27 protein-coding genes are annotated in these 25,639 nt (G+C 68.0%); 16 read left to right on the forward strand and 11 right to left on the reverse strand.

Features of this window, described 5'->3' with window-relative positions; genetic code table 11:
* Window positions 1-186 precede the first annotated feature (186 nt).
* Entirely contained in the window at window positions 187-588 is a 402-nt protein-coding gene (locus tag I6N91_RS02225; protein ID WP_198810298.1) for a VOC family protein, read from the forward strand.
* Window positions 589-638: 50 nt separating this feature from the next.
* Here I6N91_RS02225 and I6N91_RS02230 read toward each other — a convergent pair whose 3' ends face one another.
* A complete protein-coding gene (locus I6N91_RS02230) occupies window positions 639-1,511 on the reverse strand; it encodes a pentapeptide repeat-containing protein (protein ID WP_198810299.1) in 873 nt (290 codons plus the stop codon).
* A gap of 352 nt (window positions 1,512-1,863) precedes the next feature.
* Between I6N91_RS02230 and I6N91_RS02235 the strand changes: the two genes are divergently transcribed.
* Both I6N91_RS02235 and I6N91_RS02240 read left to right on the forward strand, forming a co-directional pair.
* Entirely contained in the window at window positions 1,864-2,373 is a 510-nt protein-coding gene (locus tag I6N91_RS02235; RefSeq protein ID WP_198810300.1) for a TetR/AcrR family transcriptional regulator, read from the forward strand.
* Entirely contained in the window at window positions 2,343-3,032 is a 690-nt protein-coding gene (locus I6N91_RS02240) for a GAP family protein (protein ID WP_198810301.1), read from the forward strand. Before I6N91_RS02235 ends, I6N91_RS02240 begins: the two co-directional genes overlap by 31 nt.
* A 3-nt stretch (window positions 3,033-3,035) precedes the next feature.
* Here I6N91_RS02240 and I6N91_RS02245 read toward each other — a convergent pair whose 3' ends face one another.
* Window positions 3,036-4,772 (reverse strand): ABC-F family ATP-binding cassette domain-containing protein, encoded by a 1,737-nt coding sequence (locus I6N91_RS02245; protein ID WP_198810302.1) that lies wholly within the window; start codon window positions 4,770-4,772, stop codon window positions 3,036-3,038.
* Window positions 4,773-4,967: 195 nt separating this feature from the next.
* On the opposite strand from I6N91_RS02245, the gene I6N91_RS02250 reads away from it, so the two are divergent.
* Both I6N91_RS02250 and I6N91_RS02255 read left to right on the forward strand, forming a co-directional pair.
* The gene (locus I6N91_RS02250) at window positions 4,968-5,633 is read left to right on the forward strand and encodes an SDR family oxidoreductase (protein ID WP_198810303.1); all 666 of its coding nucleotides are present in this window, start codon (window positions 4,968-4,970) and stop codon (window positions 5,631-5,633) included.
* Window positions 5,634-5,692: 59 nt separating this feature from the next.
* On the forward strand, window positions 5,693-6,460 hold the full coding sequence (locus I6N91_RS02255; RefSeq protein WP_198810304.1) for a nucleotidyltransferase domain-containing protein: 768 nt from the start codon (window positions 5,693-5,695) through the stop codon (window positions 6,458-6,460).
* Window positions 6,461-6,556: 96 nt separating this feature from the next.
* On the opposite strand, the gene I6N91_RS02260 is transcribed toward I6N91_RS02255, so the two are convergent.
* Entirely contained in the window at window positions 6,557-7,279 is a 723-nt protein-coding gene (locus I6N91_RS02260) for an AAA family ATPase (protein ID WP_198810305.1), read from the reverse strand.
* 198 nt (window positions 7,280-7,477) lie between these two features.
* Here I6N91_RS02260 and I6N91_RS02265 point away from each other — a divergent pair, with 198 nt between their 5' ends.
* Window positions 7,478-8,056, forward strand: a complete 579-nt coding sequence (locus I6N91_RS02265; RefSeq protein WP_233091371.1) for a GIY-YIG nuclease family protein — start codon at window positions 7,478-7,480, stop codon at window positions 8,054-8,056.
* 302 nt (window positions 8,057-8,358) lie between these two features.
* On the forward strand, window positions 8,359-8,868 hold the full coding sequence (locus I6N91_RS02270) for a GNAT family N-acetyltransferase (RefSeq protein WP_233091372.1): 510 nt from the start codon (window positions 8,359-8,361) through the stop codon (window positions 8,866-8,868).
* 94 nt (window positions 8,869-8,962) lie between these two features.
* Here I6N91_RS02270 and I6N91_RS02275 read toward each other — a convergent pair whose 3' ends face one another.
* Together I6N91_RS02275 and I6N91_RS02280 are read right to left on the reverse strand one after the other, a co-directional pair.
* Window positions 8,963-9,112, reverse strand: a complete 150-nt coding sequence (locus tag I6N91_RS02275; protein WP_198810306.1) for a hypothetical protein — start codon at window positions 9,110-9,112, stop codon at window positions 8,963-8,965.
* A gap of 30 nt (window positions 9,113-9,142) precedes the next feature.
* A complete protein-coding gene (locus I6N91_RS02280; RefSeq protein ID WP_233091373.1) occupies window positions 9,143-10,087 on the reverse strand; it encodes a universal stress protein in 945 nt (314 codons plus the stop codon).
* Between the two features lie 233 nt (window positions 10,088-10,320).
* On the opposite strand from I6N91_RS02280, the gene I6N91_RS02285 reads away from it, so the two are divergent.
* Window positions 10,321-10,773: a pyridoxamine 5'-phosphate oxidase family protein gene (locus I6N91_RS02285; protein ID WP_198810307.1), complete on the forward strand. Its 453-nt coding sequence runs from the start codon at window positions 10,321-10,323 to the stop codon at window positions 10,771-10,773.
* 9 nt (window positions 10,774-10,782) lie between these two features.
* Here I6N91_RS02285 and I6N91_RS17450 read toward each other — a convergent pair whose 3' ends face one another.
* The gene (locus tag I6N91_RS17450) at window positions 10,783-11,655 is read right to left on the reverse strand and encodes a universal stress protein (protein ID WP_198810308.1); all 873 of its coding nucleotides are present in this window, start codon (window positions 11,653-11,655) and stop codon (window positions 10,783-10,785) included.
* Window positions 11,656-12,030: 375 nt separating this feature from the next.
* Here I6N91_RS17450 and I6N91_RS02295 point away from each other — a divergent pair, with 375 nt between their 5' ends.
* The gene (locus tag I6N91_RS02295; RefSeq protein WP_198810309.1) at window positions 12,031-12,471 is read left to right on the forward strand and encodes a pyridoxamine 5'-phosphate oxidase family protein; all 441 of its coding nucleotides are present in this window, start codon (window positions 12,031-12,033) and stop codon (window positions 12,469-12,471) included.
* 16 nt (window positions 12,472-12,487) lie between these two features.
* Here I6N91_RS02295 and I6N91_RS02300 read toward each other — a convergent pair whose 3' ends face one another.
* Genes I6N91_RS02300 through I6N91_RS02310 form a run of 3 tightly spaced genes read right to left on the reverse strand, consistent with a single transcriptional unit; the run spans window position 12,488 to window position 15,837 of the window.
* Window positions 12,488-13,435, reverse strand: coding sequence for a carbohydrate ABC transporter permease (locus tag I6N91_RS02300; protein WP_307843205.1), 948 nt, complete (start codon window positions 13,433-13,435; stop codon window positions 12,488-12,490).
* On the reverse strand, window positions 13,432-14,394 hold the full coding sequence (locus tag I6N91_RS02305) for a carbohydrate ABC transporter permease (protein WP_198810310.1): 963 nt from the start codon (window positions 14,392-14,394) through the stop codon (window positions 13,432-13,434). Before I6N91_RS02305 ends, I6N91_RS02300 begins: the two co-directional genes overlap by 4 nt.
* Before the next feature lie 54 nt (window positions 14,395-14,448).
* Window positions 14,449-15,837, reverse strand: a complete 1,389-nt coding sequence (locus tag I6N91_RS02310) for an ABC transporter substrate-binding protein (protein WP_198810311.1) — start codon at window positions 15,835-15,837, stop codon at window positions 14,449-14,451.
* Window positions 15,838-16,226: 389 nt separating this feature from the next.
* Here I6N91_RS02310 and I6N91_RS02315 point away from each other — a divergent pair, with 389 nt between their 5' ends.
* From I6N91_RS02315 to I6N91_RS02325, 3 genes are read left to right on the forward strand one after another with little or no spacing between them, the layout of a single operon-like run.
* Entirely contained in the window at window positions 16,227-17,630 is a 1,404-nt protein-coding gene (locus I6N91_RS02315) for a GntP family permease (protein WP_198810312.1), read from the forward strand.
* A gap of 38 nt (window positions 17,631-17,668) precedes the next feature.
* Window positions 17,669-18,094, forward strand: coding sequence for a DUF3054 domain-containing protein (locus tag I6N91_RS02320; RefSeq protein WP_198810313.1), 426 nt, complete (start codon window positions 17,669-17,671; stop codon window positions 18,092-18,094).
* A 31-nt stretch (window positions 18,095-18,125) separates the two neighbouring features.
* Window positions 18,126-18,407: an Lrp/AsnC family transcriptional regulator gene (locus I6N91_RS02325; protein ID WP_120165513.1), complete on the forward strand. Its 282-nt coding sequence runs from the start codon at window positions 18,126-18,128 to the stop codon at window positions 18,405-18,407.
* Window positions 18,408-18,480: 73 nt separating this feature from the next.
* Here I6N91_RS02325 and trpD read toward each other — a convergent pair whose 3' ends face one another.
* Entirely contained in the window at window positions 18,481-19,542 is a 1,062-nt protein-coding gene (trpD, locus tag I6N91_RS02330) for an anthranilate phosphoribosyltransferase (RefSeq protein WP_198810314.1), read from the reverse strand.
* Between the two features lie 149 nt (window positions 19,543-19,691).
* Here trpD and I6N91_RS02335 point away from each other — a divergent pair, with 149 nt between their 5' ends.
* From I6N91_RS02335 to I6N91_RS02350, 4 genes are all read left to right on the forward strand, one after another.
* Complete coding sequence (locus tag I6N91_RS02335) at window positions 19,692-20,330, forward strand: heme-copper oxidase subunit III (protein WP_374058898.1); 639 nt, start codon at window positions 19,692-19,694, stop codon at window positions 20,328-20,330.
* Window positions 20,331-20,416: 86 nt separating this feature from the next.
* Window positions 20,417-21,208, forward strand: a complete 792-nt coding sequence (locus I6N91_RS02340; RefSeq protein ID WP_198810315.1) for a c-type cytochrome — start codon at window positions 20,417-20,419, stop codon at window positions 21,206-21,208.
* 74 nt (window positions 21,209-21,282) lie between these two features.
* Complete coding sequence (locus I6N91_RS02345) at window positions 21,283-22,308, forward strand: ubiquinol-cytochrome c reductase iron-sulfur subunit (RefSeq protein ID WP_198810316.1); 1,026 nt, start codon at window positions 21,283-21,285, stop codon at window positions 22,306-22,308.
* Between the two features lie 2 nt (window positions 22,309-22,310).
* On the forward strand, window positions 22,311-23,993 hold the full coding sequence (locus I6N91_RS02350; protein ID WP_198810317.1) for a ubiquinol-cytochrome c reductase cytochrome b subunit: 1,683 nt from the start codon (window positions 22,311-22,313) through the stop codon (window positions 23,991-23,993).
* A gap of 799 nt (window positions 23,994-24,792) precedes the next feature.
* Here the strand turns inward: I6N91_RS02350 and I6N91_RS02355 are convergent.
* On the reverse strand, window positions 24,793-25,557 hold the full coding sequence (locus I6N91_RS02355; RefSeq protein WP_307843206.1) for a GntR family transcriptional regulator: 765 nt from the start codon (window positions 25,555-25,557) through the stop codon (window positions 24,793-24,795).
* Window positions 25,558-25,639 lie beyond the last annotated feature (82 nt).

Genomic DNA, 25,639 nt, shown 5'->3' on the forward strand with positions numbered 1-25,639 from the left:
TGTTGCTAGGTACCGGTACATAGTAACACTGGGTAGCCGGAATGCAACGGCCGGGCGCAATGGCCTGCACGCAGGGGGCCGAGTGGCGCAGCGGATCCTCCGGATCAAACCGCGACGGAATTCCCGCGGGGGTTGGAGCGATTCCGCGCAGGTACCGTTGCCGCGGCGGATTTGTAGACTGTGCCCATGACGGCCCCGCAGATCTACCTCAGCTTCCCCGGCACCGCCCGTGACGCGCTGGGCTTCTACGCCGACGTTTTCGGCGGCACGCTCTCCCTTCACACCTTCGAGGACTTCGGCCGGACCGACGGACCTGCGGACGCGATAGCGCACGGAGTGCTCAGCGGCGTGGTCGATCTGGCCGGTTCCGATGCGGCGGCGGGCGAGAAGAGTGTTCGGTTCGAAGGCGTCATGCTCTCCTTGCTCGGCACGGCTGAACCAGACACGCTCCACGGGTGGTTCGACCGGCTCGCTGTCGGCGGCGACGTCGTCGACCCGCTTTCGCCGAAGCCGTGGGGTGCCTCCGATGGTCAGGTCATCGACCGTCATGGAGTCCACTGGCTGATCGGGTACGAACCCGGGCAGTAAGGGACTGGAATGGGTCCGGCCGTAGCTGGCCTGGGGCCTGTCGATCTCCTTCAGCTGTCCCCCCAGTGGGCGGGCATCTTCAGGTCGGCCGGGAGGCGGGTGGCCCGGCTGCCTCCCGCTGCGTCCAGTTGGGACTGGGTCAGGTACAGGGCCCGGGAGAGATCCGCGCCGTCGAGGCGGGCGTCGCGGAGATCGGCCCCAAGCAGGTCGACGCCGGAGAGGTCGCTGAACCGCAGGTCCGCCCCGATCAGGTACGCACCGCGGAGGTCCGCCCCGCACAGCCGCCTCGACCTGAGATTCCCGCCGATCAGGTCCGCGCCCGGCACCAGCGCGGCATCGAGATGCTCGCGGCCGGCTGCGGAGTAGGACATCCGCACTTCCTCACTGATCTCTATGAGGACCGCCCGGACACTGGCATGCACTTCCTCAACATCCAAACCCAGGAGCTGCTGCACCCCGCCGCCCATGGCCGCCTCGATTGTCGCCCCCAGCCGGCCCGCCCGATGCCGGGCCTCCGGGTCAAAGGTCCGGCCCTGGGCCTCCTCAAGGTACCAAAGCATCTCGTGAAGCTGCCGCGCGGTCTTGAACGCGGCGAACATGTCCATCCCCGACTCCGGGTCCGCGGCCCAGCTGATTCCTCCGAACAGTCCCCGGGAGACGCGCTGGCCCGCCCCGAAGCAGTCAAAGACGGTGCAGCCGCGGAACCCACGCGGCCGGAGGGCCTCATGGATGGTGCAGGAGAAGTCGGAGGCGAGGTTCCGGCATGGCGTTCCGGCCGGCTTGTCGACGGCGAAATCTGCGGACCGCGAGAAACCAAGGGCGGTACAACAGAGGGCGAAGCAATTCGTGCAATCCGGACGCAGGGAGCGCCGGTCAAGGGGAGGCGGGGTGTCCGTGGTGGAGGACGTTGGTGCTGGGCGCATGAGATTCTCCAGGGGTGACGTCGGTGAGGGGCCGGAGGCTCGGGGAACTCGCTGCGGAGCTCCCTTCCGGGACGCACGGAATCACCGCCCCTCCAGGGAGCGACAGGCGATCGCTTGAACTCTGGCTCACAGAGAAAATTGGAGTATCACTGCCGACAAAATACACCGACTCGGCGGGTACGTCACCGAGCACTACGTCACGCCGCTGATTGTGGTGGACCGCGTATCCCTCCCGTAGCGCCGGTGGCGGCGTCCTAAGGCGGGGCGACCCGCCCGGCGAAGGTGAAGCGCCGCAGTTCTGCGGGATCGGTTACACGACCGACTGGTCGGTCGGTTGTGTTAGCATTCCTGCATGAGCAATCGGGAACGCATCCTCCAGACCGCACGGAGGCTTGCCATCGAGGCCGGTTCCGTCCCGTCCCTCGGCGCAGTCGCCACGGCATCGGGAGTCTCCAAGGGCGGACTCATGCATCACTTCCGCTCAAGGGCCGCGCTCCTTGACGGCATCGCCGCCCAGGCCATCGAGGCGATGGACGAGGCACTGGCCGCCGCGGTCGAGCGCGGGAACGTGACCGAGACGTGGCTGCGCCTGTCCATGTCGCGGGAGGACGCCGACCTGTACCGGGCCCTGCTGGTGTCCTTCACCGACTCCGGCTCGACGACGGAGGCCCTGCTCAGGCGGTCGGCGGAAGCGACCCAGCGGTGGGAACGCCTGATCGCCGACGAGGTGGGCGACCCGGTGGCGGCGGCCGCCATCCGGCTCCTGGGGGACGGCATCGTCATGAACTCGGTGACCGGCGACCGGCTGCCGCCGCTGGAATCGGTGCTCGAGTGGTTGAAGCCGAGGACGGGCCGGAATTGAGCGGGGGGCTGCTCGCCGCCATCGCTGGGCTCGCGATCGCGGATTCCTTCAATCCCGTCACGATCGTGGCGATCACCCTGATCCTGTTGACGGTGCGCATGCGGCCGCTGGCATCGGCCATCACCTTCGTCCTCGGTGCCATGAGCACCGTGGCCGTGCTGGGAGCCGTGATCTTCCTCGGCGCCGATGCGGCCGCGGGCATGGTGGGAGACGGCCTCGTCTGGCTGCGGCGGATCGTGTTCCTCATCGCCGCGGCCGCCCTCTTCACAGCCGGCATTCGACGGTTCAAGGACCGCTCGCGGAAGGGCGTCAACCTGCCGTCCTGGTTCGGTGTCGGGACTGCCTTCCCCCTCGGGGTGCTGATGACCGGCGCTGACCTTCCCAACGCCTTCCCCTACTTCATCGCCATAGAACGGCTCATCGACGCCGACACCGGATTGACCGCGGGACTGCTGGTGCTCGCGGGATACTCGATCGTCTACTGCATTCCCTGCCTGATCCTCCTGGCGCTCGGCCTGGCGCACGGCGGAAAGGTCCGGGCCCGCCTCCAGTCCGTCTACGACCGTTTCTCCACGGGCACCCTCAAACGGTCGATCCCCGCGGCCCTTGCGCTCCTCCTCCTCGCCACCGGAGTCCTCGCCATCGCGCTGTGGCCTTGAGCGTCACCGCGCCCCGGTGAGACTGAGCTGCCTCCCCTTCCAGGTGCGGCGCAGCCACCGGTCGTGAGAGGCGACGACGACGGCGCCCGGATAGTTCGGGATCGCTGCCTCCAGCTGGGTGGCGAGAAAAAGTGAGAGATGGTTGGTGGGTTCATCGAGGAGCAGCACCTCGGGCGGGTCGGCAAGCAGCACGGCCAGTGCGAGCCGGCGCTGCTGACCGACGCTGAGCGCCGCAGCGGGCCGGTTCTCGTCCCGCGGTGCAATCAGGCCGAAGGTCCAAAGCGGAACCTGGCCAGCGCGCGCCTCCCCCACAAGGTCCTCGTAGACCCGCCGCGTGGTGCGTCCGGGGCCGCGCCCGCGGGGGTCGGGCAGGTCGACATCCTGGGCCAGGAGGCCGGCCCGCAGGGTGGGTGCCGCCGTCACCGTTCCGGAATCAGGGAGAAGCTCTCCGGCGAGCAGGAGCAGCAGCGTGGATTTGCCCGATCCATTGGGTCCCGTGATCAGCACCTTCTCCCCCGCGCTGAGGGTCAGCGAGGTGGCACCGAGGCGGCCGGCGACGGCGGCCCCCGCAACCGTGAGGACCGGCCCGGCGAGCTGTCGGCCCGGCCCGGAACCCCCGCCTGCGGTGAGTCCCTGGAAGCGAAGTTCCCGGGGCGGCTTACGGATCTGCCGCTCCTCAAGGACTTCAAGGCGGGCCCGCGCGTCGTTGACCCGCCGGGAAACCGTCTTCGCATTCCGGTCGGAGTAGAACTTGGCCGAGCTGCGGGCTTCGGACCGCGGCGACCAGTCCTCATGTCCCACCACGTAGTTGGAGGGGGCCGCGGCTCGCAGCCGCGAGAGCTGCGCCTGTTCGTCGCGGTATCGGCGGGCCCACCGTTCCCGGGCATCGAGGCGGGCGTGAAGATACTCGGTGTACGTGCCCGTGAACCGCACCACGCCGATGGCCGCTCCATCGCCGTCCCCGACCAGGGGTTCGGTCACCGCGTGGGGCAGCGGCGCAGGATCAAGGTCGAGTAGCGACGTCACCACCTCGTCGAGGAACGCCCGGTCATGACTGGCGATGAGCACCGGTCCCGACCACGACACCACCAGATTGCGCAGGTAGCCGGCGGCGTCGTCGTCGAGGTGGTTTGTCGGCTCGTCCAGCAGGAGCACGTCGGGCCTGCTCAGCAGCAGCCAGGCCAGGGACAGGCGTGAGCGCTGTCCCCCGGAGAGCTGCCCCGTTTTCCGGTCGGACGGCAGGCCCGCGAGGCCGAGACCCGTCACTATGGCCGGGATGCGGGCATCCACATCCCAGGCGCCGATGCGCTCCGCGGCCGCCAGTGCCTCCGCGTATTCGGTAACCGCCGCCCCATCGTCCGGGCGCCGCGCAAGAGCCAACCCCGCGGCGGAGACCGCGTCAGCGGCGGCACGGACGGGAGCCACGGCGGATTCCAGCGCTTCGGCAATCGATGCTTCCGGCCCAAAGGGAGGTTCCTGGTGCAGCAGCCCGATGCGGGGCCGGTCGACACCGGGAAGCGTCACAGACACCGTTCCCCGATCGGGCGCCAGCAGACCGCCGAGGATTCGCAGCAGGGTGGTTTTGCCCGATCCGTTGTCCCCGATGACACCGGTCCGGCCCGCTGAAACGGTGAAGGAGACATCGGTGAGTACGCGCCGGGCACCGAACGAGATGGAGATGCCCTCAACCCAGAGGTGCGCAGCGGCGCGGGTGGGACGGGAAAATGAAGAAGCGGTCATGGGGATCCTCGACGTCGATCGACCTCCCGCCGGGCACCGGCCGCGGACGCAGGAGAGGAACGAGGATCACAGGAACATGGACCAACTATAGGCACACGGGGATCGCCGGGCGCAAGGGCGCGGCGCCGCCTGCGCCACTGCGGTTCTGCCGCGGCCCCGCCGGAGCCGGCCTGGAGTTGGACTACCGTAGAAGGCATGCCTCTTGCCCTCGTCACCGGCGCCGCCCGCAGCAACAGCATCGCCGCAGGGATCGTACCCCGGCTGAAGTCCGACGGGTGGGAGGTAGCCACCAGCGACCTGGACACCACGGACTACCCCTGCGACCTGTCCCGACCGACCGGCCCTGACGAACTTTTCGCCGCCGTCACGCGGGACCGCGGGCCGGTCAGCACGCTCATCCTGAGCCACGCCCACGATGTCGAAACGGGGATCCTCGACACCACCGCGGAGAGCTTCGATCTCCACACCGCGGTCAATGCCCGCGCCAGCCTGCTGCTGATCGCCGCCTTCGCCCGGCAGGCACCACCCTCCGGCGGGGCCATTATCGCGTTCACGAGCGACCACACCACCGGCAACCTGCCCTACGGCGCCTCCAAGGGAGCCCTTGACCGCATCGTCATCTCCGCGGCCCGCGAATTCGGCCCGCGCGGTATCTCCGCCAATGTCGTCAGCCCGGGCCCGATCGACACCGGCTGGATGAACGAGGACCTGCGCAACACCCTGACGCCCCGCCACCCCCTGGGCCGCCTCGGCACGCCCGCCGACATCGCCGGCGTCGTCTCGTTCCTTGTCTCCCCGGAGGGGCGCTGGATCACCGGGCAGCTTCTCTTCGCCGACGGCGGTTTCTCTGCCCGCTTCTGACCGGGCCGGACGTCAACTCGTTCCAGGCAGGGCCCGCCGCTGCTGCATAGACTGCGGGCATGGATGACCCCGCGTTCCTCGAGTCGGTAGTGGACACCCTCGCCTCCCTGCCGGGGGTGCACGCCGTGGCATTGGGCGGCTCACGCGCGGCGGGAACGCACACCGATTCCAGCGACTGGGATCTCGGCCTGTACTACCGCGGCCGCTTCGACCCTGAGGACCTGCGCAATGTCGGATGGCCGGGCGAGGTGTCGGACATCGGAGGGTGGGGCGGTGGCGTATTCAATGGAGGCGCCTGGCTGACCATCGAGGGGAGGCGGGTCGACGTGCACTACCGGGACCTGGTGTCCGTCGAGCACGAAATTTCCGAGGCCGAACACGGCAGGTTCCGGGTGGAGCCTCTGTTGTTCCACCTCGCCGGCATCCCCTCCTACCTGGTCGTCGGGGAGCTGAGCGTGAACCGGGTGCTGTACGGGGAGCTCCCCCGGCCGCATTACCCCGACACCCTGCGGGTGGCCGCGTCCGACGCCTGGTGGGCCTCCGCCAGCCACCTCTTCGACTACGCCGGAAATGCCCACGCGAGGGCCGGCCGCTTCGCCCAGTGCCTCGGACTGACCGCGCAGGCCGCGACCCACGCCGCGCACGCCGTCCTGGCCGCCCGGGGTCAGTGGCCCTCCAACGAGAAGACGCTCCTGACCCGGGCCGGAGTAGCCTCCATCGACGGCATCTTCAACAGCACCGGTGCGGCCCCAGAGGCCCTCGCCCGCACCGTGCACGCGACGCAACGCTTATGCGCAGCAGCCCTGGAAGCCGCCCGGACCGCGTAGCTCACGCTTCGCCCGCCAGGTCGAAAACGGGGGAAGCCACTGAGCGGAACAGGACGAAGCAGACGCCGCCTTGGACCGACGTCGTGACGACCGCCTTCAGAGGTGCCGTAGATACCGCTGCGGAGCGGTGAGGAACTGCTGCCAGTTGACCACCAGGTCCAGCTCGTGCCACTCCCGGCGGCGATAGCCCCACTCCCCCAGTTCCAAAATCCGTGCGCCCGGCAGCGCGGCGAGCAGCGGTGAGTGGGTGGACATGACCACCTGAGACCGACCCGTGGCGACCTTGTCCTTGAGTATGCCCAACAACGCCAGGCATCCCGAGAACGACAGCGCCGATTCCGGTTCGTCAAGAATCCATAGTCCGGGACCCTTGAAACGGTCCCCGACAAGCTCCAGGAAGGATTCCCCGTGGGACATCTCGTGGAAGGTGAGGTCGGGCCGATACAGGCTTGGGTTTGCCTCGAGATAGCTGTAGAAACCATGCATGGTCTCGGCGCGCAGGAAGTACCCGCGGCGAGCCGCACCTGCATTGCGAATCAGCTGCAGATGCTCGGCGAGCGCGGATTCCGATGCGCGCGTGCTGTGCCGGGCACCGGTTGATCCTCCCTCAGCGGAGAGCCCGTACGCCAGGGCGAGCGCTTCGATGATCGTGGACTTGCCTGAGCCGTTCTCCCCCACCAGCACGGTGGCCGGTGCAAGGTCCAGCCCGTCGTCGAGCAACTGGCGGACCGGGGCGAGAGTCGCCGGCCAGACGTCTCGATCCAACCTGTTCAGCTCGTGCTCACTCACTGCGCGGAGCGGGTACTGCTTGAGTCTCATGCGCCAGTGTGACACGGCCAGGGCCGCCGCGGACCCGGCGCAGGACTCCCCGCATGTCTTTGAGAACCGGGAAGACCACGAGGCCGGCCCCAGACCCGCCATCCAAGTCCCCGCCGTCGAGTTGGCGCCCTGACCGTCGACATCGCGCGGCGCCAGCCCGCCTTGCGCACCGGGGTCACGGACGACAGAATCGAACGTATGTACGATTCCGCGCGGAGCGACCGCCACTGCGTGTTGCCCGGCGGCGACGGGCGCCCCTGCGGCCGGCCCGCGGGCGACTCCCCGTTTCCGCTCTGCCCCGCCCACGTGGCCGCCGTGCTGGACTGGGCGGATACCGAGCTGGGCCACACCGACGTCCTGCCCGGGCCCTGTCTGGCCTGCGGGTCGCGGATCGGCGTGGTCTACCCCTCCGGCTGGGTCTGCGCGGCCTGTGAATGGCGCGTCGGGGACGCCCCCGACGGGGACCTGCCGCCTCCGCGGGTCGACGTCGTCTACTACATCCGCTTTCAGGACCGGATCAAGATCGGTACGACGGCGAACCCGCGCCAACGGCTCGCACGGCTATGGCATGACGAGGTGTTGGCATTCGAGCGGGGAGATCGGCTCGTCGAGCACCGGCGCCACGAACAGTTTGCGCGCTGGCGCCTGAACCGCTCCGAGTGGTTCGAGCCGGCGCCGGCACTCGAGGAACACATCCGCACCCTCGCGGCGGGCGTCGACGATCCCTGGGCACGCTATGCCCGCTGGGTGGGAGAGGCGGCCGCCCTGCGGGGGTGAGCCCGCCCGAGCGCGTGTCAAAGCTCCGTCGGGGTCCGAGCGCCGGTTAGCCCGACGTACCGAAGGGCGCAGCGCGCCGCACGGCATGCTCTGGACGCACGGAGCGGAGATCAACGAGATCCTGCTGCGCTTCTTGGCCAGCTAGCCGCAACCGCTGACTCGGAACGCCGGCCTTCGTGCCGGCGCCCCGAGCACGCCCTCCCCCGGAATCCCCTGCGGTCCGGCCGGGGCGTTCCGTGAGGCCGCCGCGCCGGGTCGCGGCGTATCCCGACCGGTCCGCGGTTCCCCCCTATGCTCCTCGTATGTCCAAAGGAATCGAGGTCCGTGCTGCGCGCGTCGAGGACGTCCAGGCGATGGCGCGGGTCCATGTTCAGTCGTGGCAGGAGACCTACCGCGGCCTCGTGCCCGATGCGGTACTCGATGATCCTGGTTTCCCCGCAGCCCGCGAACGCCAGTGGCTAAACGCGTTCACCGACCCGCGGTGGGCCACCCAACGCATCGCCGTCGCCGAGCACGGCGGGCCGCTCGTCGGCCTCGCGATGACGGGGCCCTCGGATGACGATCCGGATCTCATGCACCTCTATGTCCTGTATCTCCTTGCGGAACACCACGGCTCCGGGACAGGCACCGACCTGCTGCACGCCGTGATCGACCCAGACAAAGTGACGACGCTGTGGGTCGCGGAGCGAAACCCGCGGGCCCAGGCGTTTTACCGGAAGTACGGCTTCGAACTCGACGGCGGGAGCAAGATCGAGGGAGGAGTCCTCGATCTGCGCATGGTCCGGCGCCCCGGCCCGCTCTCCCGCACCTGAAGCCCAGCCTCCAGGCCGCCCTGCCGGGAAACGACCGGCCCCGCGATCCATTCTTCGATCCTAGTGATCGCCCGGGATGGACACGGGCAGCCTCCTACCCGCCGGCGCGCTCCAGCTTCTGCAGAAGCATCTTCAACGTTTCCTGCTCCGCTTCGTTCAGCCCCTCGGCAACCGGAGAGTTGTCCATGAGCCGGGCCCACAGGCTGCGGTGGAGCGCCCGGCCGTCGTCGGTAAGGAACAGCACCTTGACCCGCCGGTCCGGCAGGCGGGATTCCTACTGCTCCGCCTCCCCTGCATCGCCCGACGCATCCGTGGCCGGAGCCGCGGTGCTCCGCCAGATGACCACGTTCCCCTTCGAGTGGTGAAGCACCGCGTGGACCGTCGAGCCGAGGCGCGTACCGAGACCACCCATTCCCTTCGCGCCGAGGACGAGGCAGAAGGCATCGCCGGTCAGCTTGAGCAGGCTTCCGGGCACCGACCGGCTCATCAGCGGTACCTCTTTAACGGTGAGTTCGGGCTCCGTTGCGTGCGCCAGGTCGACGGCCCGACGCAGGATCGACTCGTCCTGCGGTGCCGGCTGCGTGCGCCGGCGCAGCAGCGAGGCCGGAAGGTCCTGCCCCACATGGACGACCTCCAGCACGGCACCGTGCTGGGAGGCGATGCGGCAGGCCAGCACCAGGGCCCCCAGACTTTCCTCGGAACCGTCAACGGCGGCAACAACGGGTGCACCCTCTGCAGGCGTCTGGCGGATCACCGCCACGGGGCAGTGGGCTCCCGCGGCCAGGTGCAGGCTGACCGAACCCACCAGTTGGCCGAGGAAACCGCCGAGCCCACGGCTGCCGGAGACCACCATGGAGGCGTTTCGGGACAGGGTCGTCATCACGGCGGCGGGATACCCGGTCACCAGGCGGGTGTCGACCCCCAGACCGGGGGCTGCCTCCGCCGCGATCTCCCGACCCTCCTCCAGAGCGGCCTCCGCGGCGTGGCGCAGACCGCTGCCCTCCACGCCCCGGACAGGGCCGAGGTTGTGGGTGAACAGCGGCCAGATCCAGCAGTGCACCACGGTCAGCGGCAGTGAGCTGCTCTGGGCGTACCGTGCGGCCCACCGGACGGCCGTGCCGGCCTCGTCGGATCCGTCGTAGCCTACGAGGACCGGGAGTGCGGGGCCGTTCATGCCGCCACCGCCGCGGCTGGCCCCGGCCTGCCCATTCGAGGACATTCTGCGCGGGCCTTCCCGCCTGCCTTCCCTTCCATGGTTCCTCCTGCACCCTGGTCGCCGCGTCAAGCATCGAACCCTTCAAGCATCGAGTGCCCGCCCCTTCGTGGAAAGGGACTTTGGTCCTGTGCGTCGGTGCCGCCCTTCCGGACCTCCCGGTCCGCTGCGTGGCCCCGCCGTCGAACGAGGGAGATTTAGCGCTGTCCAACCGGCGGCCGGGCTCCTAGGCTGGCCGTATGGAACCCGCAGCGGAGCAGACCGAAGTCCTTACAGCCGACGAGTGCTGGCGCCTCCTGCGCACCACCTCGGTGGCACGGCTGGCCCTGTGCGTCGAGGGCCAGCCCGAGATCTTCCCGGTCAACTTCCAGGTCGATCACGGCACCGTGGTCTTCCGAACCTCCGAGGGAACCAAGGCGCGTGCAGCCATTGACGAGGCGCCCATCGCGGTTCAAGCCGACGGGCTCGACGACAGCGGAACCAAGGCCTGGAGTGTGGTCGTCAAGGGCACAGCACGCTCCATCTCGACAACCAAGGAACTGCTTGACACCATCGACCTGCCCGTCCACCCCTGGGAGTCCGGGCGGAAGGACCGATTCGTGCGGGTCACGCCGGACGGCGTCACCGGGCGCAGGTTCACCGTCGCCGAGGCCCCCCAGACCGCCTCGCGCGCAGCCGCGCGGGACGAGTAGCGAGGCAGGTCAGGCAGGGGCCGGCACCGCCGGACGGGTGACGAGCGTCGGACAGCTGAGGTTCAGCAGGACCCTGTGGCTCACCGAGCCGAGCATCATGCGTCGAAGCCCGCCCCGCCCCAGGCTTCCCACCACCAGCAGCTGGGCGGTGGCGGCGGCGCGCAGCAGCGCTTCCGCCGCCGGTTCCACAGTCTCCAAGTGGACCCGGACGCGCACCCCGGGGAATTCCGCTTCGACCGCTGCGGAGGCGCGGTCAAGGAGCCTCCGGTGCTCTTCCACGAGGGCTTCAAAGGCTTCCCCACCGGGCCGCTCCGCCCAGGTCTCGGACGACGGCACGGCACAGGAGGTAAGGATCAGCAGGTCCTGGCCGGTCCACGCCGCCTCCCGGGCAGCCGAGTCGACCGCCTGCACCGCTTCGGGGGACCCATCGGTGCCCACCACCACGCCGGAGCGTTCACCGCCGTCGGGGACGGGGATGACGGCCACCGGGCAAAGACTCATCACGGCGACCTGCTGGCTCACCGCACCGATCAACTGGCCGGAGGCCGGGTCGCTCTTGTCGGAGCCGAGCACGACCATCTCCGCCGCCTCCGAAAAATCGCTGAGGGCGCGGACCACGTCCCCGCTGTGGGTGTGAGTCCGCACCAGGACCCCGGGGGCGACCGCCGCGCACAGGCGCACGCCGTCTTCAAGGAGTTCGCGCGCCGCCGCAATCACCACACCGTAGCTCCCGGACTGAGGAGTCATCCAGTACTCATGAACCGCATGGACAAGCGTCACCGGACTGCCCAAGGACCCGGCGCGCCGTGCGGCCCACTCCACCGCGGCCCGGCCGGCCGGAGACCCGTCGAAGCCGACCACGAGCGGAAGCACCTCACCCACGGAACGGCACCCCCACCGCCCTGCCCGCGGGTCCGGGTCCCGGTGCCGGAGGCTCCGCGCGGTGCCCCGGCGTCCCCGTTCGTGGACTTTCCAGCGCCGTCATCGTGGTTCCCTTCTCTTCCTCACCGGCCGGCGTCCCGGACACCGACGGTCCCCGCGCTGCCTCGAGGGTCCCACCGCACCGCCGGCACGCACAGGGTCCAACGGCCTCTGGTGCCGGAGGCCTCCGGATGGCCTCCGAGGGGTCGGCGCACGGGGCCGGAGAAAGGGCCCCGGCCGGGACTGCACAGGGAGGCCCGGGGTGGGTAGCCTAGGGAGGGCTAGCCACGGCCGGGGGCGTCTGCTCCTGGCTCAAGCCTTCCGAGAGGACTCCGGGTGGAACACCTCGACAACGAATACTGGGAAATGCCAGGCACCCTCCACGCCTCCGCTGATCTCTCCCCCGACGAATGCTGGGCGCTGCTTTCCACGCGGCGGACCGGCCGCATCGGGTTCATGAAAGAGGGATCGCTTTACATTTTCCCCGTGAACTACCTGACCCACGACGGCGGAATCTACTTCAGGACGTCGGAGGAAGGCGAGCTCGGGCGGGCACCGCTCGGTTCATCCGCCTTCCAGGTCGACGATGTGCAGCCCGAGGCCATGGCCGGCTGGACGGTGCTCGCGCAGGGACGCCCGGAATCGGTCGACGATGAAGACCTGCTGAAGACCCTGTGGGGCCGTTCCACGGAGGAGCCCTGGGCGGGAGGCTTCCGGACCCGGTTCATCGGATTCCGGCCGCAGGCCATCTCCGGTCGGAGGGTCGGCACCGCCTGATTCCCGCCGCTGCGGATCAGCCCTTTTCTGCACCGGCAGTGAGCCCGCCGGTCAGCAGCCGCTCGGTCGAGAAGAACAGGATGAGAATCGGCAGGGTCAGGACGACCGAGCCGGCCATCAGCACCGTGGTGGGAATCTCGGCGCTGCCCGAGAGCTGTGAAAGGCCCAGGGAGACGGTCCAGCTTTCACGCCGTTCGACGAGGAACAGCAGCGCGAAAAGGAACTCATTCCAGGCGATCATGAAAATGAACAGCCCGGTGGCCATGATCGAGGGCATCACGAGGGGCAGGCTGATCCGCCGCAGCACCCCGATCCGGGTGAGCCCGTCGACGAGCCCTGCCTCCTCCACGGCGACGGGCACGGTGTCGAGGTAGTTGCGGAGCATATAGATCGCCACGGGCACCGTCTGCGCGATGTACACCAGGACCAAGCCCACCAGCGAGCCGCGCAGGCCCACTCGGGTGAAGAGCACAAAGAGCGGGATCGCCATGACGATGGCGGGGAACAGGTACGCGGCGAGGAAGAGCGCGTTCACCTGCCGGTGGCCGAAAAACGGCAGGCGGGCGATCGCATAGGCCCCGGGGACGGCGACAATCAGGGAGATGATGACGGCGCTGACCGCGACCAGGGCGCTGTTGGCGATGAACCGTCCGAAACCCTGGCCACCGGCGGCGGTCGAGGTGAGCACCTGCTGGTAGGAGGACAGGGTGAACTCCGCCGGCGGAATGATGAGCGAGCTGGGGTTGCGCAGCAGTGCCTCGATCGGCCGGAGAGAGAGCAGCACCATGTAGTAGAACGGCAACAGCGTGACGATGAGTAGGCCGATGATGACCACCCACCGCAGGATGCGCAGGCTGCGCCGTTCGATCTCGTGCCGGCGGGACCCCCGGACCCGCTGAACCTCCGGCGGCCTCGGCGCGGGCACCGAACTTGTCTGTGTTCCGGGTGTGGTGGGTGCGCTCACAGCCGTTCTCCCCTCCTGCGCATCAGATACAGATAGACGGCCAGCATCAGGACGAGCACGACCGCGAGGACCAGCGACTGTGCCGCGGCGGCACCGACGTTGCGCTGGACAGTGAGGAACTCGTACACCCGGACGCTGGCGACCCCGGTTCCGGCTGCTCCGCCGGTCAGCAGGAAAATGTCGTCGAACTCGTTGAACGTCCAGATGGTGCGCAGCACCGCGAGCAGCGCGATGACGGGCATCAGCTGGGGCAGGATGATGTAGCGGAAGGTCTGCAGGGGGCTCGCCCCGTCCACGAGCGCCGCTTCCTCCGACTCCGCGGACAGTGCCTCAAGCCGGGCCATGAGGAACAGGAAGGCGAAGGGGAAGTACCGCCAGCCCTCGAAGGCGATGGCGGTCAGCAGCGCGGTGGGGATCGGAAACTGCGCTCCGAGGAACTCCACCGTGCGTTGCGCTTCGGAAAGGAACGGTATGGGGTCGGCCCACCCAAAGGTGGACTGGCCCACCTCGTTCACGATGCCGAACTGCGGGTTGAGCATGGTGCGCCACACGAAGGTCACCGCCACAACCGGGGCCACGTACGGCAGCAGGAACGCAGCCCGCACGAAGTTCCGTCCCCGGAACGGCCGCCGCACGGCCATTGCCGCCAGCAGCCCGATGCCGATGGACAGCAGGACCGACCCTGCCGTGTAGATGAGCGTGGTGCCGAGGCTCGCCCAGAGCCCGCCGGAGGCGAAGACCCGCTCGAAGTTCGCCAGGGTCAGGGACCGGAACGGGTTGGCCGTGCCAATTTCCAGCAGTTTGAGCTGCTGGAATGCAATCAGGATCGACCACAGCAGCGGCACGACGACGACCGCGAGCACGATGATCAGGGTGGGCGACATCAGGGCGATACCGGTGCGGGCGTCGCGCTGGGCCAGGGTGCGTCGTCGGGGTGGCCGAAGGGGAAGTGCGGACATAGCGCTCCTTACAGCGGGCGGATACCGAATGGCGACCGCGCAGGTGGTGGCAAGCTACTGGCCCAGATCGGCCTTGAGACCTTCGGCCTCCTCCTGCGCCTGTGCGGCGGCGTCCGCGCCGCTGCTGCCCGCACTAATCATCTGGGCCACGATCTGCGGGGCGATGAACTGGCCGCCCACGGCCGCGGCCAGGGCTCCCTGGCCCTGGGGAATGCCCCAGCGCTTGAAGGTGTCGGTGCTCTCCGTCAGCGCCTGCAGGGTTTCGGCAGGATAGATATCGGAGAGCAGCGCCCGGGTCTCCACCCCCGCCTCGAGGGACTGCCAGGCGTCCACGTACTCGGTGGGAGCATCGGCGGTTCCAAGGCGCACCGGCAGCTTGCCCTCCGGTGCCACCCCGAGCCAGTCCTCATAGCCCTCGCTCATCATGAACGTCACCAGATCCGTAGCCTCGGCCGATGCGTCGTTGAGGATGTTCCAGGAGACGACCTCCCCGTACCCGGCAGGTTCCTCCCCCTCAGGGCCCTGGATCGCACTGACGATCCCGGTGTTCTCCGCAAGGAATCGAGGGTTATCCCCGCACTCGGGGCAGGTCGGCAGGGCATCGTTGCGGAGGCCGGCCAGCTCGTCGAGCATGAAGGAGGACCATACGGTCATCGCTGCCTCGCCGGCGAAATAACTGGCACGGGTGGTGTCCGCGTCCTGGTTGCCCGGAACGGAGTAGTCCCGGATGAGGTTTCCGTAGAAGCTGAATGCGTCCTCGCACTGGCTGCTGTCCAGGGTGACCTCACCTTCGGAATCGACCAGCTCGCACCCGTTGGCCAGGGCAATCTGCTCGAAGGTCTGCTGAGTGAACGAGTCGGCGGGAGCCGTTGCGGCCACGATCCCGGCCATTCCCTCGGCGTCGAGGGCCTTGGCGGCGGCTTCGATGGCCTCGTAGCTGTCGGGCGCGTCCAGGCCCTCCTCCTCGAAGAGGTCCTTGCGGTAGTACAGCAGCTGCGCGAACGCGTCGCTGGGTACCGAGAGCTGCTCGCCCTCCGCGGAGGTCAGCTCGAGCGCACGGGCCGAGAAGGTATCGGCTCCCAGCTCCTCGACGACGTCGGCTGCCGCACCGGTGTCCAGCAGGCCGTCGGTGTACAGCTGGTTCATTCCGTTCAGGGACAGGGCGCCGATCACGTCGGGCAGCTCCCCGGCCGCTGCGGACGACGAAAGCACCGACGACAGCTGGTCCTCGGCGATCGCGACGAGCTCGACTTCAGTGCCCGTGCTTTCGGTGAAGCGGTCCATGATCGCCTGCTGGGTCGCCACCCGCTCGGCGACGTCCTCCGTCGTCCAAACGATCAGGGCGCCGTCGTCCTCCGAGGTTTCCCCGGAGCCGGTGCACCCGGTGACGGCCAGCAGGGCCGTCATGAGCACCGACCCGGCGGTCAGTCGTCGATTGAGCATCGTGCCTCCTTCGGTCGAGGTCAGCGCGGGAGGTAAGGCCCGGCCTGTGCTCGACAGGGCCGTCGTCGTTGACGGATCCACTGACCGTGGAGCACTGGGATCATTGAACACCTGCACCTGCACTTCATCAATACATTCGCAGGACCTATCCGCTTTTCCCTGTCGTGGGCTAGGGGTGCGCCACCCACCGGCAATCCTCAGGTGCGGACCCTCCGAACCTGCCCGTTGCCGTCGGCGTGCCGGCAGGATTGTGCGGACACCGGCCCTGCGTCCGGGACAGCGGCTGCCCGAAAGGTAGGATCAACCGACGCGCAGGCTGCCGGTTCGATCCGGCCTGCGGCGCCACGCCCTGCCCGGTACAACCTGCCCAGGTGATTGGAAGGAAATTCATGGAGATCGAAGGCTGGACCCAAACACTCGGTGCAGGTCCGCTGCTGCTCATCGCGGCAGCAGCCATCGCCGTCCTGCTGTTCCTCATCATCAAGCTGCGCCTCCACGCGCTGCTCGCCCTGATCCTGGTCAGCCTCGCAACCGCCTTCGCCACGGGCATCCCGGCGGACCAGGTGGTGCCGGTCCTCATCAACGGTTTCGGCACCACGCTGGGCACGGTCGCGCTGCTGGTCGGCTTGGGCGCGATGCTGGGGCGGATCGTCGAGACAAGCGGCGGCGCGAAATCGCTCGCCGACTCTCTCATTGGAAGATTCGGAGAACACCGGGCTCCCTTCGCGCTCGGACTGGCGTCCCTGATTTTCGGCTTCCCGATCTTTTTCGACGCCGGCCTCGTGGTAATGCTGCCGGTCGTCTTCGCCGTCGCCCACCGCCTTGGCGGCGGCGTACTGCGCTACGGCCTCCCTGCGGCCGGCGCGTTCTCGGTGATGCACATCTTCCTGCCGCCCCATCCGGGCCCGGTCGCCGCATCGACGTTCTTCGAAGCGAACGTCGGCCTCGTCGTCATCGCCGGACTCATCACCGCAATTCCCACCTGGTTCGTCGCCGCCTACCTCTACGGGTTGCGGACCGGCCGCAAGCTTGTGCTTCCCGTTCCGGAACTGCTCGGCCACGCGGACGCGGAGGCCGAAACACACCCGCCGCGCTTCCGCACGGTAGTCGGCGTGCTCCTGCTGCCGCTGGTTCTCATCTTCCTCAACACCGGCCTGAACACCGCGGCCGCAGGCGGCCTGCTGCCCGCCTCTGCGGTAGACGCCTCCTGGTACCAGATCCTCCGCGCACTGGGTGAGACTCCCGTGGCGCTGCTGATCTCGGTCCTCGTCGCCATGTTCGTCCTGGGCCGGCGCCGGGGCACCACCGGGAGCAACCTCGAGAAACTCCTCGAATCCTCGCTGGGTCCTGTCTGCTCGGTCATCCTCATCACCGGCGCGGGCGGCATGTTCGGTGGGGTGCTCCGCACGTCCGGAATCGGCGCGGCCCTCGCCGACGTGCTCGGCGGGGTGGGCATTCCCCTCATCGTCGCCGGCTTCATGATCTCGTCGATCCTGCGCATCGCCCAGGGATCCGCGACGGTCGCCCTCACCACCACTGCGGGGCTCATCGCACCGGCGGTCGCCGATGCGGGGTTCAACGGCCTGCAGCTGGCCGCGCTGGTGATCGCTGTCGCCGCCGGATCGGTGGTTGTCTCCCACGTCAACGACTCGGGGTTCTGGCTCGTCGGCCGCTTCTTCGGCATGGACGTCAAGACCACCCTGGCCACGTGGACGGTCATGGAAACCCTGATCGGCGTGATGGGCTTCGTGATCGCCGCAGCTATCTTCGCGCTGGCGGGACTGGCCGGTTAGCGCGCCACCCGGACCCGAGGAGGCCTTAAAGTTGTCCTATGGCATCCCCGCACACGGCATCCCGACCCATGCACGGGCTCTGGCCCTGGCTGGCGGTCGACGTTGCCGCGATCATCCTCTTCGCGGTCTCCGGCCGCAGCACCCACGAGCACGGCCTGAGCGTCGCGGGAATCGCGGCAACGGCGGCGCCCTTCGTCGTCGCCTGCTTCGCGGGATGGATGGGCCTGCGCGCCTGGCGGACGCCGCGGCGCCTGTGGCCGACGGGTGTCGGAATCTGGATCACCACCGTGGCCGGCGGCCTGCTGCTGCGGTTCCTCACCGGGGGCGGTGTGGCCCTGAGCTTCCAGGTGGTCACCCTCGTGGTGCTGGGACTGCTGCTGCTCCTGCCGCGCCTGCTGGTGGCCGCCGCCGTGCGGGGCCGCGGGCGTGCCCACGCCCGTCGCGGAAACCAAGCGGTACGGTGAGGAAGTACCCATCTCAGTGGAAAGGCCGACCATGATCACCGCTTTTGTCCTCATCCAGACGGATTCGGCGCGCATCCCCGAGTGCGCGCAGGAAATTTCCGAAATCGAAGGCATCAGCGAGGTGTATTCGGTGACCGGCGAATGGGACCTCATCGCCATGGCCAGGGTGTCCCGCCATGAGGACCTCGCCGACGTCATCGCCGACCGCCTTTCGAAGGTCGAGGGAGTGGAGTCAACGACGACGCAGATCGCCTTTCGGTCCTACTCCAAGCACGACCTGGACGCCGCCTTCTCCCTCGGCTTCGACAGCTAGCACCGGCCAGGGCGGGCCACCGCGCGCCCGCATCGACGCGCCGACCGCAGCCCCTTCCTGAGGGCGGGGGCGCTCAGAGCGAGGCGCTGACCTCGACCCAGCGTTCAAGGGCGGCCAGCGCGGCGCCTGAATCAATCGACTCGCGCGCCCGGACGGTGGCGGCCCGGATACGGTCAACCAGCGGCCCCTCGTGGTCCTCATCGAGCGCCACGAGGCCGGCCGCTGCGTTGAGGACCACGGCATCGCGGATCGGCCCCTCCACGCCGGAGAGCATGCGCCTCACGATCTGCGCATTGCCGGCGGCATCGGTGCCGCGGAGGGCGTCGACACCGGTTTCGGCGACGCCGAAGTCCCCGGGATGAACCACCTGCTCGGTGATCCGGTCCCCACGCACCTCCCAGATGGTTGAGGATCCGCTCGTCGTCAGCTTGTCCCTCCCGTCGCTGCCGCGGAAGACCAGCGCCCGCACGCCCCGGGCGGCGAGGACACCGGCCATCAGCGGCGCCATGCGCGCATCGGCGCAGCCAAGGGCCTGGGCCTGCACCCCGGCGGGGTTGCTCAGCGGCCCGAGGAAGTTGAAGGCGGTCGGCACCCCGAGCTCGCGCCGCGGCACCGCAACATGCCGCATCGAGGGATGGAAGACCTGGGCGAAGCAGAAGGTAATCCCCGCCTCCTCGGCGCACTGCGCCACGTCCTCGGGGCTCAGGTCCAGCCGGACCCCAAGCGCCTCGATCACATCTGCAGCCCCGGAGGACGACGACGCCGCCCGGTTGCCGTGCTTCACCACCCTCGCCCCGGCGCCCACGGCCACCAGGGACGCCATGGTGGAGATATTGACCGTGTTCAGCCCATCGCCTCCGGTTCCCACGATGTCAAGGGCCGGGCCGGTGACCGAAATCCGCCGGGCGCGCCCTAGCATCGCCTCGACGAGCCCGGTGAGCTCGCCGACCGACTCCCCCTTCGCGCGCAGGCCGAGCAGGAAGCCTGCGATCTGCGCGTGGGTCGCCTCGCCGGACATGATGTTTTCCATCGCCCAGCCGGCCTCCGCGGCGGTCAGATCCCTCCCCGAAATGAGGGCTGAGAACAGCGGCGGCCATGACTGTTTGGCCTCGTCAGCGCGCAAAGTAGTGGTCACACTCCTAGGTTATCTACGAATTGTAGAAAGTCATCACCCTCCTACTTCCGCGCCGTTATGCGGATCACGCGGCCTTAGGTGCCGATTTGGACGCGCCGCAAGGCCTCAGTCGTTGGTGAAGTGGGAACTTTTAGAGCCATAATGAGTTCGTGACATCTGCGACCCAAGCCCCAAGCGCCGCCCCACATCCCGCGCTCAACCGTCCCAACATGGTCTCCGTCGGAACCGTGGTGTGGCTCTCGAGCGAGCTGATGTTCTTCGCCGGCCTCTTTGCCATGTACTTCACGCTCCGGTCCACCTCAGGCGAGATGTGGGCCGAGGGATCCGAGAAGCTCAACGTGCCGTTTGCGCTGATCAACACCATCATCCTGGTGTCCAGCTCCGTCACCTGCCAGTTCGGCGTCTTCGCCGCCGAACGCCTGCAGCCGCGGCGCACCGGAGGGCTTTTCTCCGTCGGCCGCTGGGGCATGGTTGAGTGGTTCTTCCTCACGTTCGTCCTCGGCGGCATCTTCGTCGCCGTCCAGGCCTACGAATACGCCCAGCTAGTCTCCGAGGGTGTGTCGCTGTCCTCGGACTCCTACGGCTCGGCCTTCTACATCACCACCGGCTTCCACGGCCTACACGTACTCGGCGGCCTCATCGCATTCCTGCTGATCATCGGGCGCGCCTACGCCGCCCGCCGCTTCGGCCACTTCGAGGCGACGTCGGCCATCGTGACCTCCTACTACTGGCACTTTGTCGACGTCGTGTGGATCGGACTCTTCATCATTATTTACTTCCTCAAATAGCCTCCTGAGGTAGACTTTTCTACTAGAGGTAGAATTCGACGAGGAAGCACAGCAGCCATGGCATTACAGAAGACAGGAACCATCGCGTGAAGGCACTATCTCAGAGGCGGCGCCACCCCCTAGCAGCAATCGCCCTGCTGCTGATGGCGTTGCTCATGGTCGGCGGAATCTACTCCGCAGCAAGCTCAGCCAACCAGGCCCAGGCCCAGACCGAGTCCTTCTCCGCGAATGACGCCGAGGAAGGCGAAAAGCTTTTCGCCGCCAACTGCGCCTCCTGCCATGGCCTGGGCGCCTCGGGCTCCTCGGCGGGCCCCTCCCTCGTCGGCGTTGGTGCCGCCTCGGTTGACTTCCAGGTCGGCAGCGGACGCATGCCGCTTCAGATGGACGGCCCGCAGGCGCAGGTCAAGCCGGTTCAGTTCACCGAAGAGCAGACCCGCCAGCTCGCCGCCTATGTCGCCACCCTGGGCGCCGGTCCGGCCATCCCCGACGAGGAAATCCTCGACGCCTCCGAAGGTGATCCCGCCAACGGTGGAGAACTCTTCCGCGTCAACTGCGCCATGTGCCACAATGCTGCGGCAGCCGGCGGTGCCCTGACCCGCGGCAAGTTCGCCCCCTCGCTTGAAGGCTCGAGCGAGAAGCACATCTACGAGGCCATGGTCACCGGCCCGCAGAACATGCCCGTCTTCAACGACGCGAACATCTCCCCCGAGGACAAGCGGGACGTCATCGCGTTCCTGAAGACCATCGAAGAGCAGGGTTCCCCGGGTGGAGCCGACCTCGGGTCGCTGGGCCCGGTCTCCGAAGGCCTGTTCATCTGGGTCGCCGGCCTTGGCGTCGTCATCGCCTTCACGGTCTGGCTTACGTCGCGGTCGTCCTGATCTGCTGGACCCATCCAGCACCCCGGTTTACACGAATTACACATTGAAGCATCTAAAGAAGGATAAGAGGGATCATGGCCGACAATAGTCACGGCAGCCCGGATACGTCGGTCACCGTAGCTACGCCGGGCCAGGGCGGGGTCGACACGTTCACCAACCCGGGCCTCCCGCCGCACCGCCCGCGGCTTGCGGACACGGATCCACGTGCCGAGAAGAGGGCGGAGCGGCAGGTTGCCCTCCTGTTCTTCATCTCCGTACTCGGCACGCTCCTGTTCTTCTTTGCCTACTTCTTCATTCCGCTGAACGACACTATCGAGCAACTGCGGCTTCAGAACCTCGCCCTCGGCCTGGGCACCGCCTTCGCGATGCTGGGCATCGGCGTCGGCATCGTCCACTGGGCCAAGACGCTCATGCCTGACCACGAGCTGACCGAGGAACGCCACGCCGTTACCGACGAGAAGGACCGCGCGGAGGCCGAGCAGATCGTCGGCACGATCCTCGACGAGAGCGGCATCAAGCGCCGCCCGCTGATCCGCAACACCCTCATCGGTGCGGCGCTCCTGGCCCCGCTGCCCGCCATCGCGATCTTCCGCGATCTCGGCCCGCTGCCGGGTGACGCCCTGAAGCACACCTTCTGGGACGCCGGCATGCGCCTCACCCGTGACCCCAGCGGAACCCCGATCAAGGCCTCGGACGTCACCGTCGGTTCGGCCTTCCACGTCATCCCCGAAGGCCTCAACGAGGCCGAGAACAAGCTCGAGGAGAAGGCGAAGGCTGTTGTCCTGCTGATGCGCCTGGACCCCGAATCCCTGAACCCCTCGGAAGGCCGGGAGGACTGGGGATACGACGGAATTGTTGCGTATTCTAAGATCTGCACGCACGTTGGCTGCCCGGTAGCGCTCTACGAACAGCAGACCCACCACCTGCTGTGCCCGTGCCACCAGTCGACCTTTGACCTCGAACAAGAGTGCAAGGTCATCTTCGGCCCGGCCGCACGACCGCTCCCCCAGCTTCCCATCGACGTTGACGATGAGGGCTACCTCATTGCCAGGAGCGATTTCCAAGAACCCGTAGGACCTAGTTTCTGGGAGCGAGGCTGACCATGAGCAGCTCAACCGCGATAAACGCCTACCAACCAAAAACCCGCGTCGGCCGGGTCACCAACTTCGTCGACTCACGGGTCGGCGGCTCCGGAATGGTCAAGGAGTTCGGCCGGAAGATCTTTCCGGACCACTGGACCTTCATGTTCGGCGAGGTGGCGCTGTACACCTTCGTCATCCTGCTGATCTCGGGGACCTTCCTCACCTTCTTCTTCGACCCCTCGATGGCGGAGACACACTACGACGGCAGCTACCTGCCCCTGCGTGGTGTTGAGATGTCGGTGGCCTACGCCTCCTCGCTGGACATCTCCTTCGACGTCCGCGGCGGCCTCTTCATGCGCCAGGTGCATCACTGGTCGGCGCTGCTGTTCGTTGCAGCGAACGCCGTGCACATGCTCCGCGTCTTCTTCACCGGTGCGTTCCGCCGCCCCCGCGAGCTCAACTGGGTCGTCGGCACCACGCTTCTCATCATGGGCCTGGCCGCCGGCTTCACCGGCTACTCGCTCCCCGATGACCTGCTGTCCGGCAACGGCCTGCGCATCATCGACGGCGTCGTGAAGTCCATCCCGGTGGTCGGAACCTACATCAGCTTCTTCCTCTTCGGTGGAGAGTTCCCCGGCACCGCGATCATCGGACGTCTCTACGTCCTTCACATCCTCCTAATCCCGGCCGTCATCCTGCTGCTGATCGGTATGCACCTGTTCATGGTGGTCATCCACAAGCACACCCAGTACCCCGGCCCGGGACGCACCAACACCAACGTCGTTGGCTACCCGGTCGGCCCGGTCTACGCCGCAAAGGCCGGTGGATTCTTCTTCATCGTCTTTGGCATCGTCGCCGCCATCTCCGCAGCGTTCACGATCAACCCGATCTGGAACTACGGCCCGTACGACCCCTCCCCCGTGTCGGCAGGTACGCAGCCCGACTGGTACATCGGCTGGGTCGACGGCGCGCTGCGCCTCATGCCGGGTACCGTGGGGAACTGGGACTTCGAGTGGAACATTCCGTTCCCCTGGGGCGTCAACACGCTCTCGCTGAACGTGCTCTTCCCGGCGCTCGTGCCGGCTGGCATCGTCTTCACCCTGATGCTCGCCTGGCCTTGGATCGAGTCCTGGGTGACCAAGGACAAGCGGGAACACCACCTGCTCGACCGTCCCCGCAACGCCCCCACCCGCACCGGGGTCGGCGTCGCCGGCGTCGTGTTCTACTGCGTCATGTGGGCCGCTGCGAGCTCCGACCTGATCGCTACGCACTTCCTCGTCTCCCTGAACGACGTGACCTACTGGCTGCGGATCCTCGTGGTCGTCGGCCCGATCATCGGCTTCATGATCGCCCGCCGCGTGGCCCTGGCCCTGCAGCGCAAGGACCGCGAGATCGCCCTGCACGGCCGGGAGACCGGGCGCATCGTCCGCCTGCCGCACGGCGAGTTCATCGAGGTGCACGAGCCGGTCGACGAGTACAAGCGCTACCAGCTGGTCAGCTTTGAGTCCCCGCAGGTCTACGCCCCCGTGGCGGATGCCAACGGCCACGTCAGCCGCTCGGAGAAGCTGCGCAGCCGCGCATCACGGTTCTTCTTCGAGGACCGGGTCGCCCCGGTCACTCCGTCGGAACTGACCGCGGCGCACTCCGGTCACCACGGCGAGATCGCGGGCGCCCAGGACCGGGAGTCGATCGCAAGCCACTAGGCCGGCCGCACCGCCAGCCTGAAAGGGCCCGGACAGCATTCGCTGTCCGGGCCCTTTTGCATCCCCCCGGCGTCGAAACTGCAGATCACCACGCTTCCGCGCGTTCTGAGCGTGGTTACGTGCCAACTCGGCGGGGCTATTGCTGTGCCAGCGCTGCCTACGCGTGGGCCGTCGACTTCCGTCCCCGTCAGCAGCGCCGGCGACGGCGACGTCGAGGCCCGCCCTACACCATCGCCCCTAAGCGCAGATGACGCCGACTCTGCAGATCACCACGCTTCCGCGCGTTCTAAGGGTGGTCGTCTGCCAAATCGACGGGGCTGTTGCTGTGCCAGCGCTCCCACGCGCGACCCGTCGACGTCCACCGGCGCCCGGCGCCGGCGACGGCGACGTCGAGGCCCGCCCTACACCACCGCCCCTAAGCGCAAATGACGCCGAATCTGCAGATCGCCACGCTTCCCCGCGTTCTAAGGGTGGTTATCTGCCAACTCGACGGATGTTGCTTGCCGGCGCTCCCTATTCGAGAGCGCACACGACGTCGAAACTGCAGATGACCACGCTTCCGCGCGATCTGAGCGTGGTTAGGTGCCAACTCGGCGGGGATATTGCGACGCCAGGACGCGCGGCCGGCGGCCCAGCGCGCCCGAAGTCCCCAACGCGCCCGAAGTCCCCAACGCATGGCAGGACGCGAGGAGCGCACGGGAGGACGCGAGGAGGGCGCGAGGAGGGCGCAGGGAGGCGCGAGAGGAGCGCACAGGAAGACCCTACAAGCCCCAGGAGCTACCGGGAGGGCGGAGGTGGCCTAGCGCAGCCTGTTGGAGGTGTACGCCCGTGGCGTGCGCACGCCGGGGCGCTGCAGCGGCACCCAGAGCTTGTAGCGGTCGGCCCGGTAGTAGGACACGGAGTAGTCAACCATGGCGCGGGCAACGTAGGCGTGGCGCTGGATCTTGAGCAGCGGAGCACCCATCTCGACGTTCAGGAGGCGTGCTATGGACGGTGAGGCCGCCGTCGCCTCGATGGTGTCCTCCCCCCACTCCATGACCAGCCCGTACTTCTCGCTCAGAACGTTGTAGAGGGAAGCCGGCGGAGGGTCATCGAGGATTCCCCGCACCCGGTGCGCCGGAATGAAGTTCTCGTCGACGCTCATGGGCTCGCCGTCGGCGAGCAGCTGCCGCCGGAAACGCACCACCGGCTGCCCCAGCTCGAGCTGCAGTTCCCGCGCGATCAGGGGTGTGGCGCCGATCTGCTCGAAGCTGAGCACGTGCGCATCCGGGACCATGCCCCGGCGGAGCATCTCCTCGCTGTAGGAGGTGAGCTTCATCTGCAGGTCCACCTTTGCATGGGCCACGAACGTCCCCAGGCCCACGATCCGCTCCAGGACTTCCTCGGCGACCAGGGCGTCGATCGCGTGGCGCACCGTCATCCGGGCGACGCCGAAGTGCATGGACAGCTGGCGCTCGGAGGGAATCGGCGAGCCGGGCGCGGCCCGCTCTAGGATGTAGGACCTCAGTATTTCGCGCAACTGCACGTGCTTGGCCACGGGTGAGGCCTCATCGAGGACCGGCACCCCTAGGAGCTTAGGAGCGGTCGCCGCCACAATTGCCAGCTTTCCATGGTGGTAGTTCCGGGGCCCGGCAGCCGACCGCCGG

Source organism: Arthrobacter sp. MSA 4-2 (assembly GCF_016405885.1).
Classification (GTDB): domain Bacteria; phylum Actinomycetota; class Actinomycetes; order Actinomycetales; family Micrococcaceae; genus Arthrobacter_D.

Bases quoted from the DNA above. Each gene is read 5' to 3' on its own strand.
- I6N91_RS02225 (WP_198810298.1), top strand. From the start codon at position 187: ATGACGGCCCCGCAGATCTACCTCAGCTTCCCCGGCACCGCCCGTGAC.
- I6N91_RS02230 (WP_198810299.1), bottom strand. From the start codon at position 1,511: ATGCGCCCAGCACCAACGTCCTCCACCACGGACACCCCGCCTCCCCTT.
- I6N91_RS02235 (WP_198810300.1), top strand. From the start codon at position 1,864: ATGAGCAATCGGGAACGCATCCTCCAGACCGCACGGAGGCTTGCCATC.
- I6N91_RS02245 (WP_198810302.1), bottom strand. From the start codon at position 4,772: ATGACCGCTTCTTCATTTTCCCGTCCCACCCGCGCCGCTGCGCACCTC.
- I6N91_RS02250 (WP_198810303.1), top strand. From the start codon at position 4,968: ATGCCTCTTGCCCTCGTCACCGGCGCCGCCCGCAGCAACAGCATCGCC.
- I6N91_RS02255 (WP_198810304.1), top strand. From the start codon at position 5,693: ATGGATGACCCCGCGTTCCTCGAGTCGGTAGTGGACACCCTCGCCTCC.
- I6N91_RS02260 (WP_198810305.1), bottom strand. From the start codon at position 7,279: ATGAGACTCAAGCAGTACCCGCTCCGCGCAGTGAGTGAGCACGAGCTG.
- I6N91_RS02265 (WP_233091371.1), top strand. From the start codon at position 7,478: ATGTACGATTCCGCGCGGAGCGACCGCCACTGCGTGTTGCCCGGCGGC.
- I6N91_RS02270 (WP_233091372.1), top strand. From the start codon at position 8,359: ATGTCCAAAGGAATCGAGGTCCGTGCTGCGCGCGTCGAGGACGTCCAG.
- I6N91_RS02280 (WP_233091373.1), bottom strand. From the start codon at position 10,087: ATGTCCTCGAATGGGCAGGCCGGGGCCAGCCGCGGCGGTGGCGGCATG.
- I6N91_RS02285 (WP_198810307.1), top strand. From the start codon at position 10,321: ATGGAACCCGCAGCGGAGCAGACCGAAGTCCTTACAGCCGACGAGTGC.
- I6N91_RS02305 (WP_198810310.1), bottom strand. From the start codon at position 14,394: ATGTCCGCACTTCCCCTTCGGCCACCCCGACGACGCACCCTGGCCCAG.
- I6N91_RS02310 (WP_198810311.1), bottom strand. From the start codon at position 15,837: ATGCTCAATCGACGACTGACCGCCGGGTCGGTGCTCATGACGGCCCTG.
- I6N91_RS02315 (WP_198810312.1), top strand. From the start codon at position 16,227: ATGGAGATCGAAGGCTGGACCCAAACACTCGGTGCAGGTCCGCTGCTG.
- I6N91_RS02320 (WP_198810313.1), top strand. From the start codon at position 17,669: ATGGCATCCCCGCACACGGCATCCCGACCCATGCACGGGCTCTGGCCC.
- I6N91_RS02325 (WP_120165513.1), top strand. From the start codon at position 18,126: ATGATCACCGCTTTTGTCCTCATCCAGACGGATTCGGCGCGCATCCCC.
- I6N91_RS02345 (WP_198810316.1), top strand. From the start codon at position 21,283: ATGGCCGACAATAGTCACGGCAGCCCGGATACGTCGGTCACCGTAGCT.
- I6N91_RS02350 (WP_198810317.1), top strand. From the start codon at position 22,311: ATGAGCAGCTCAACCGCGATAAACGCCTACCAACCAAAAACCCGCGTC.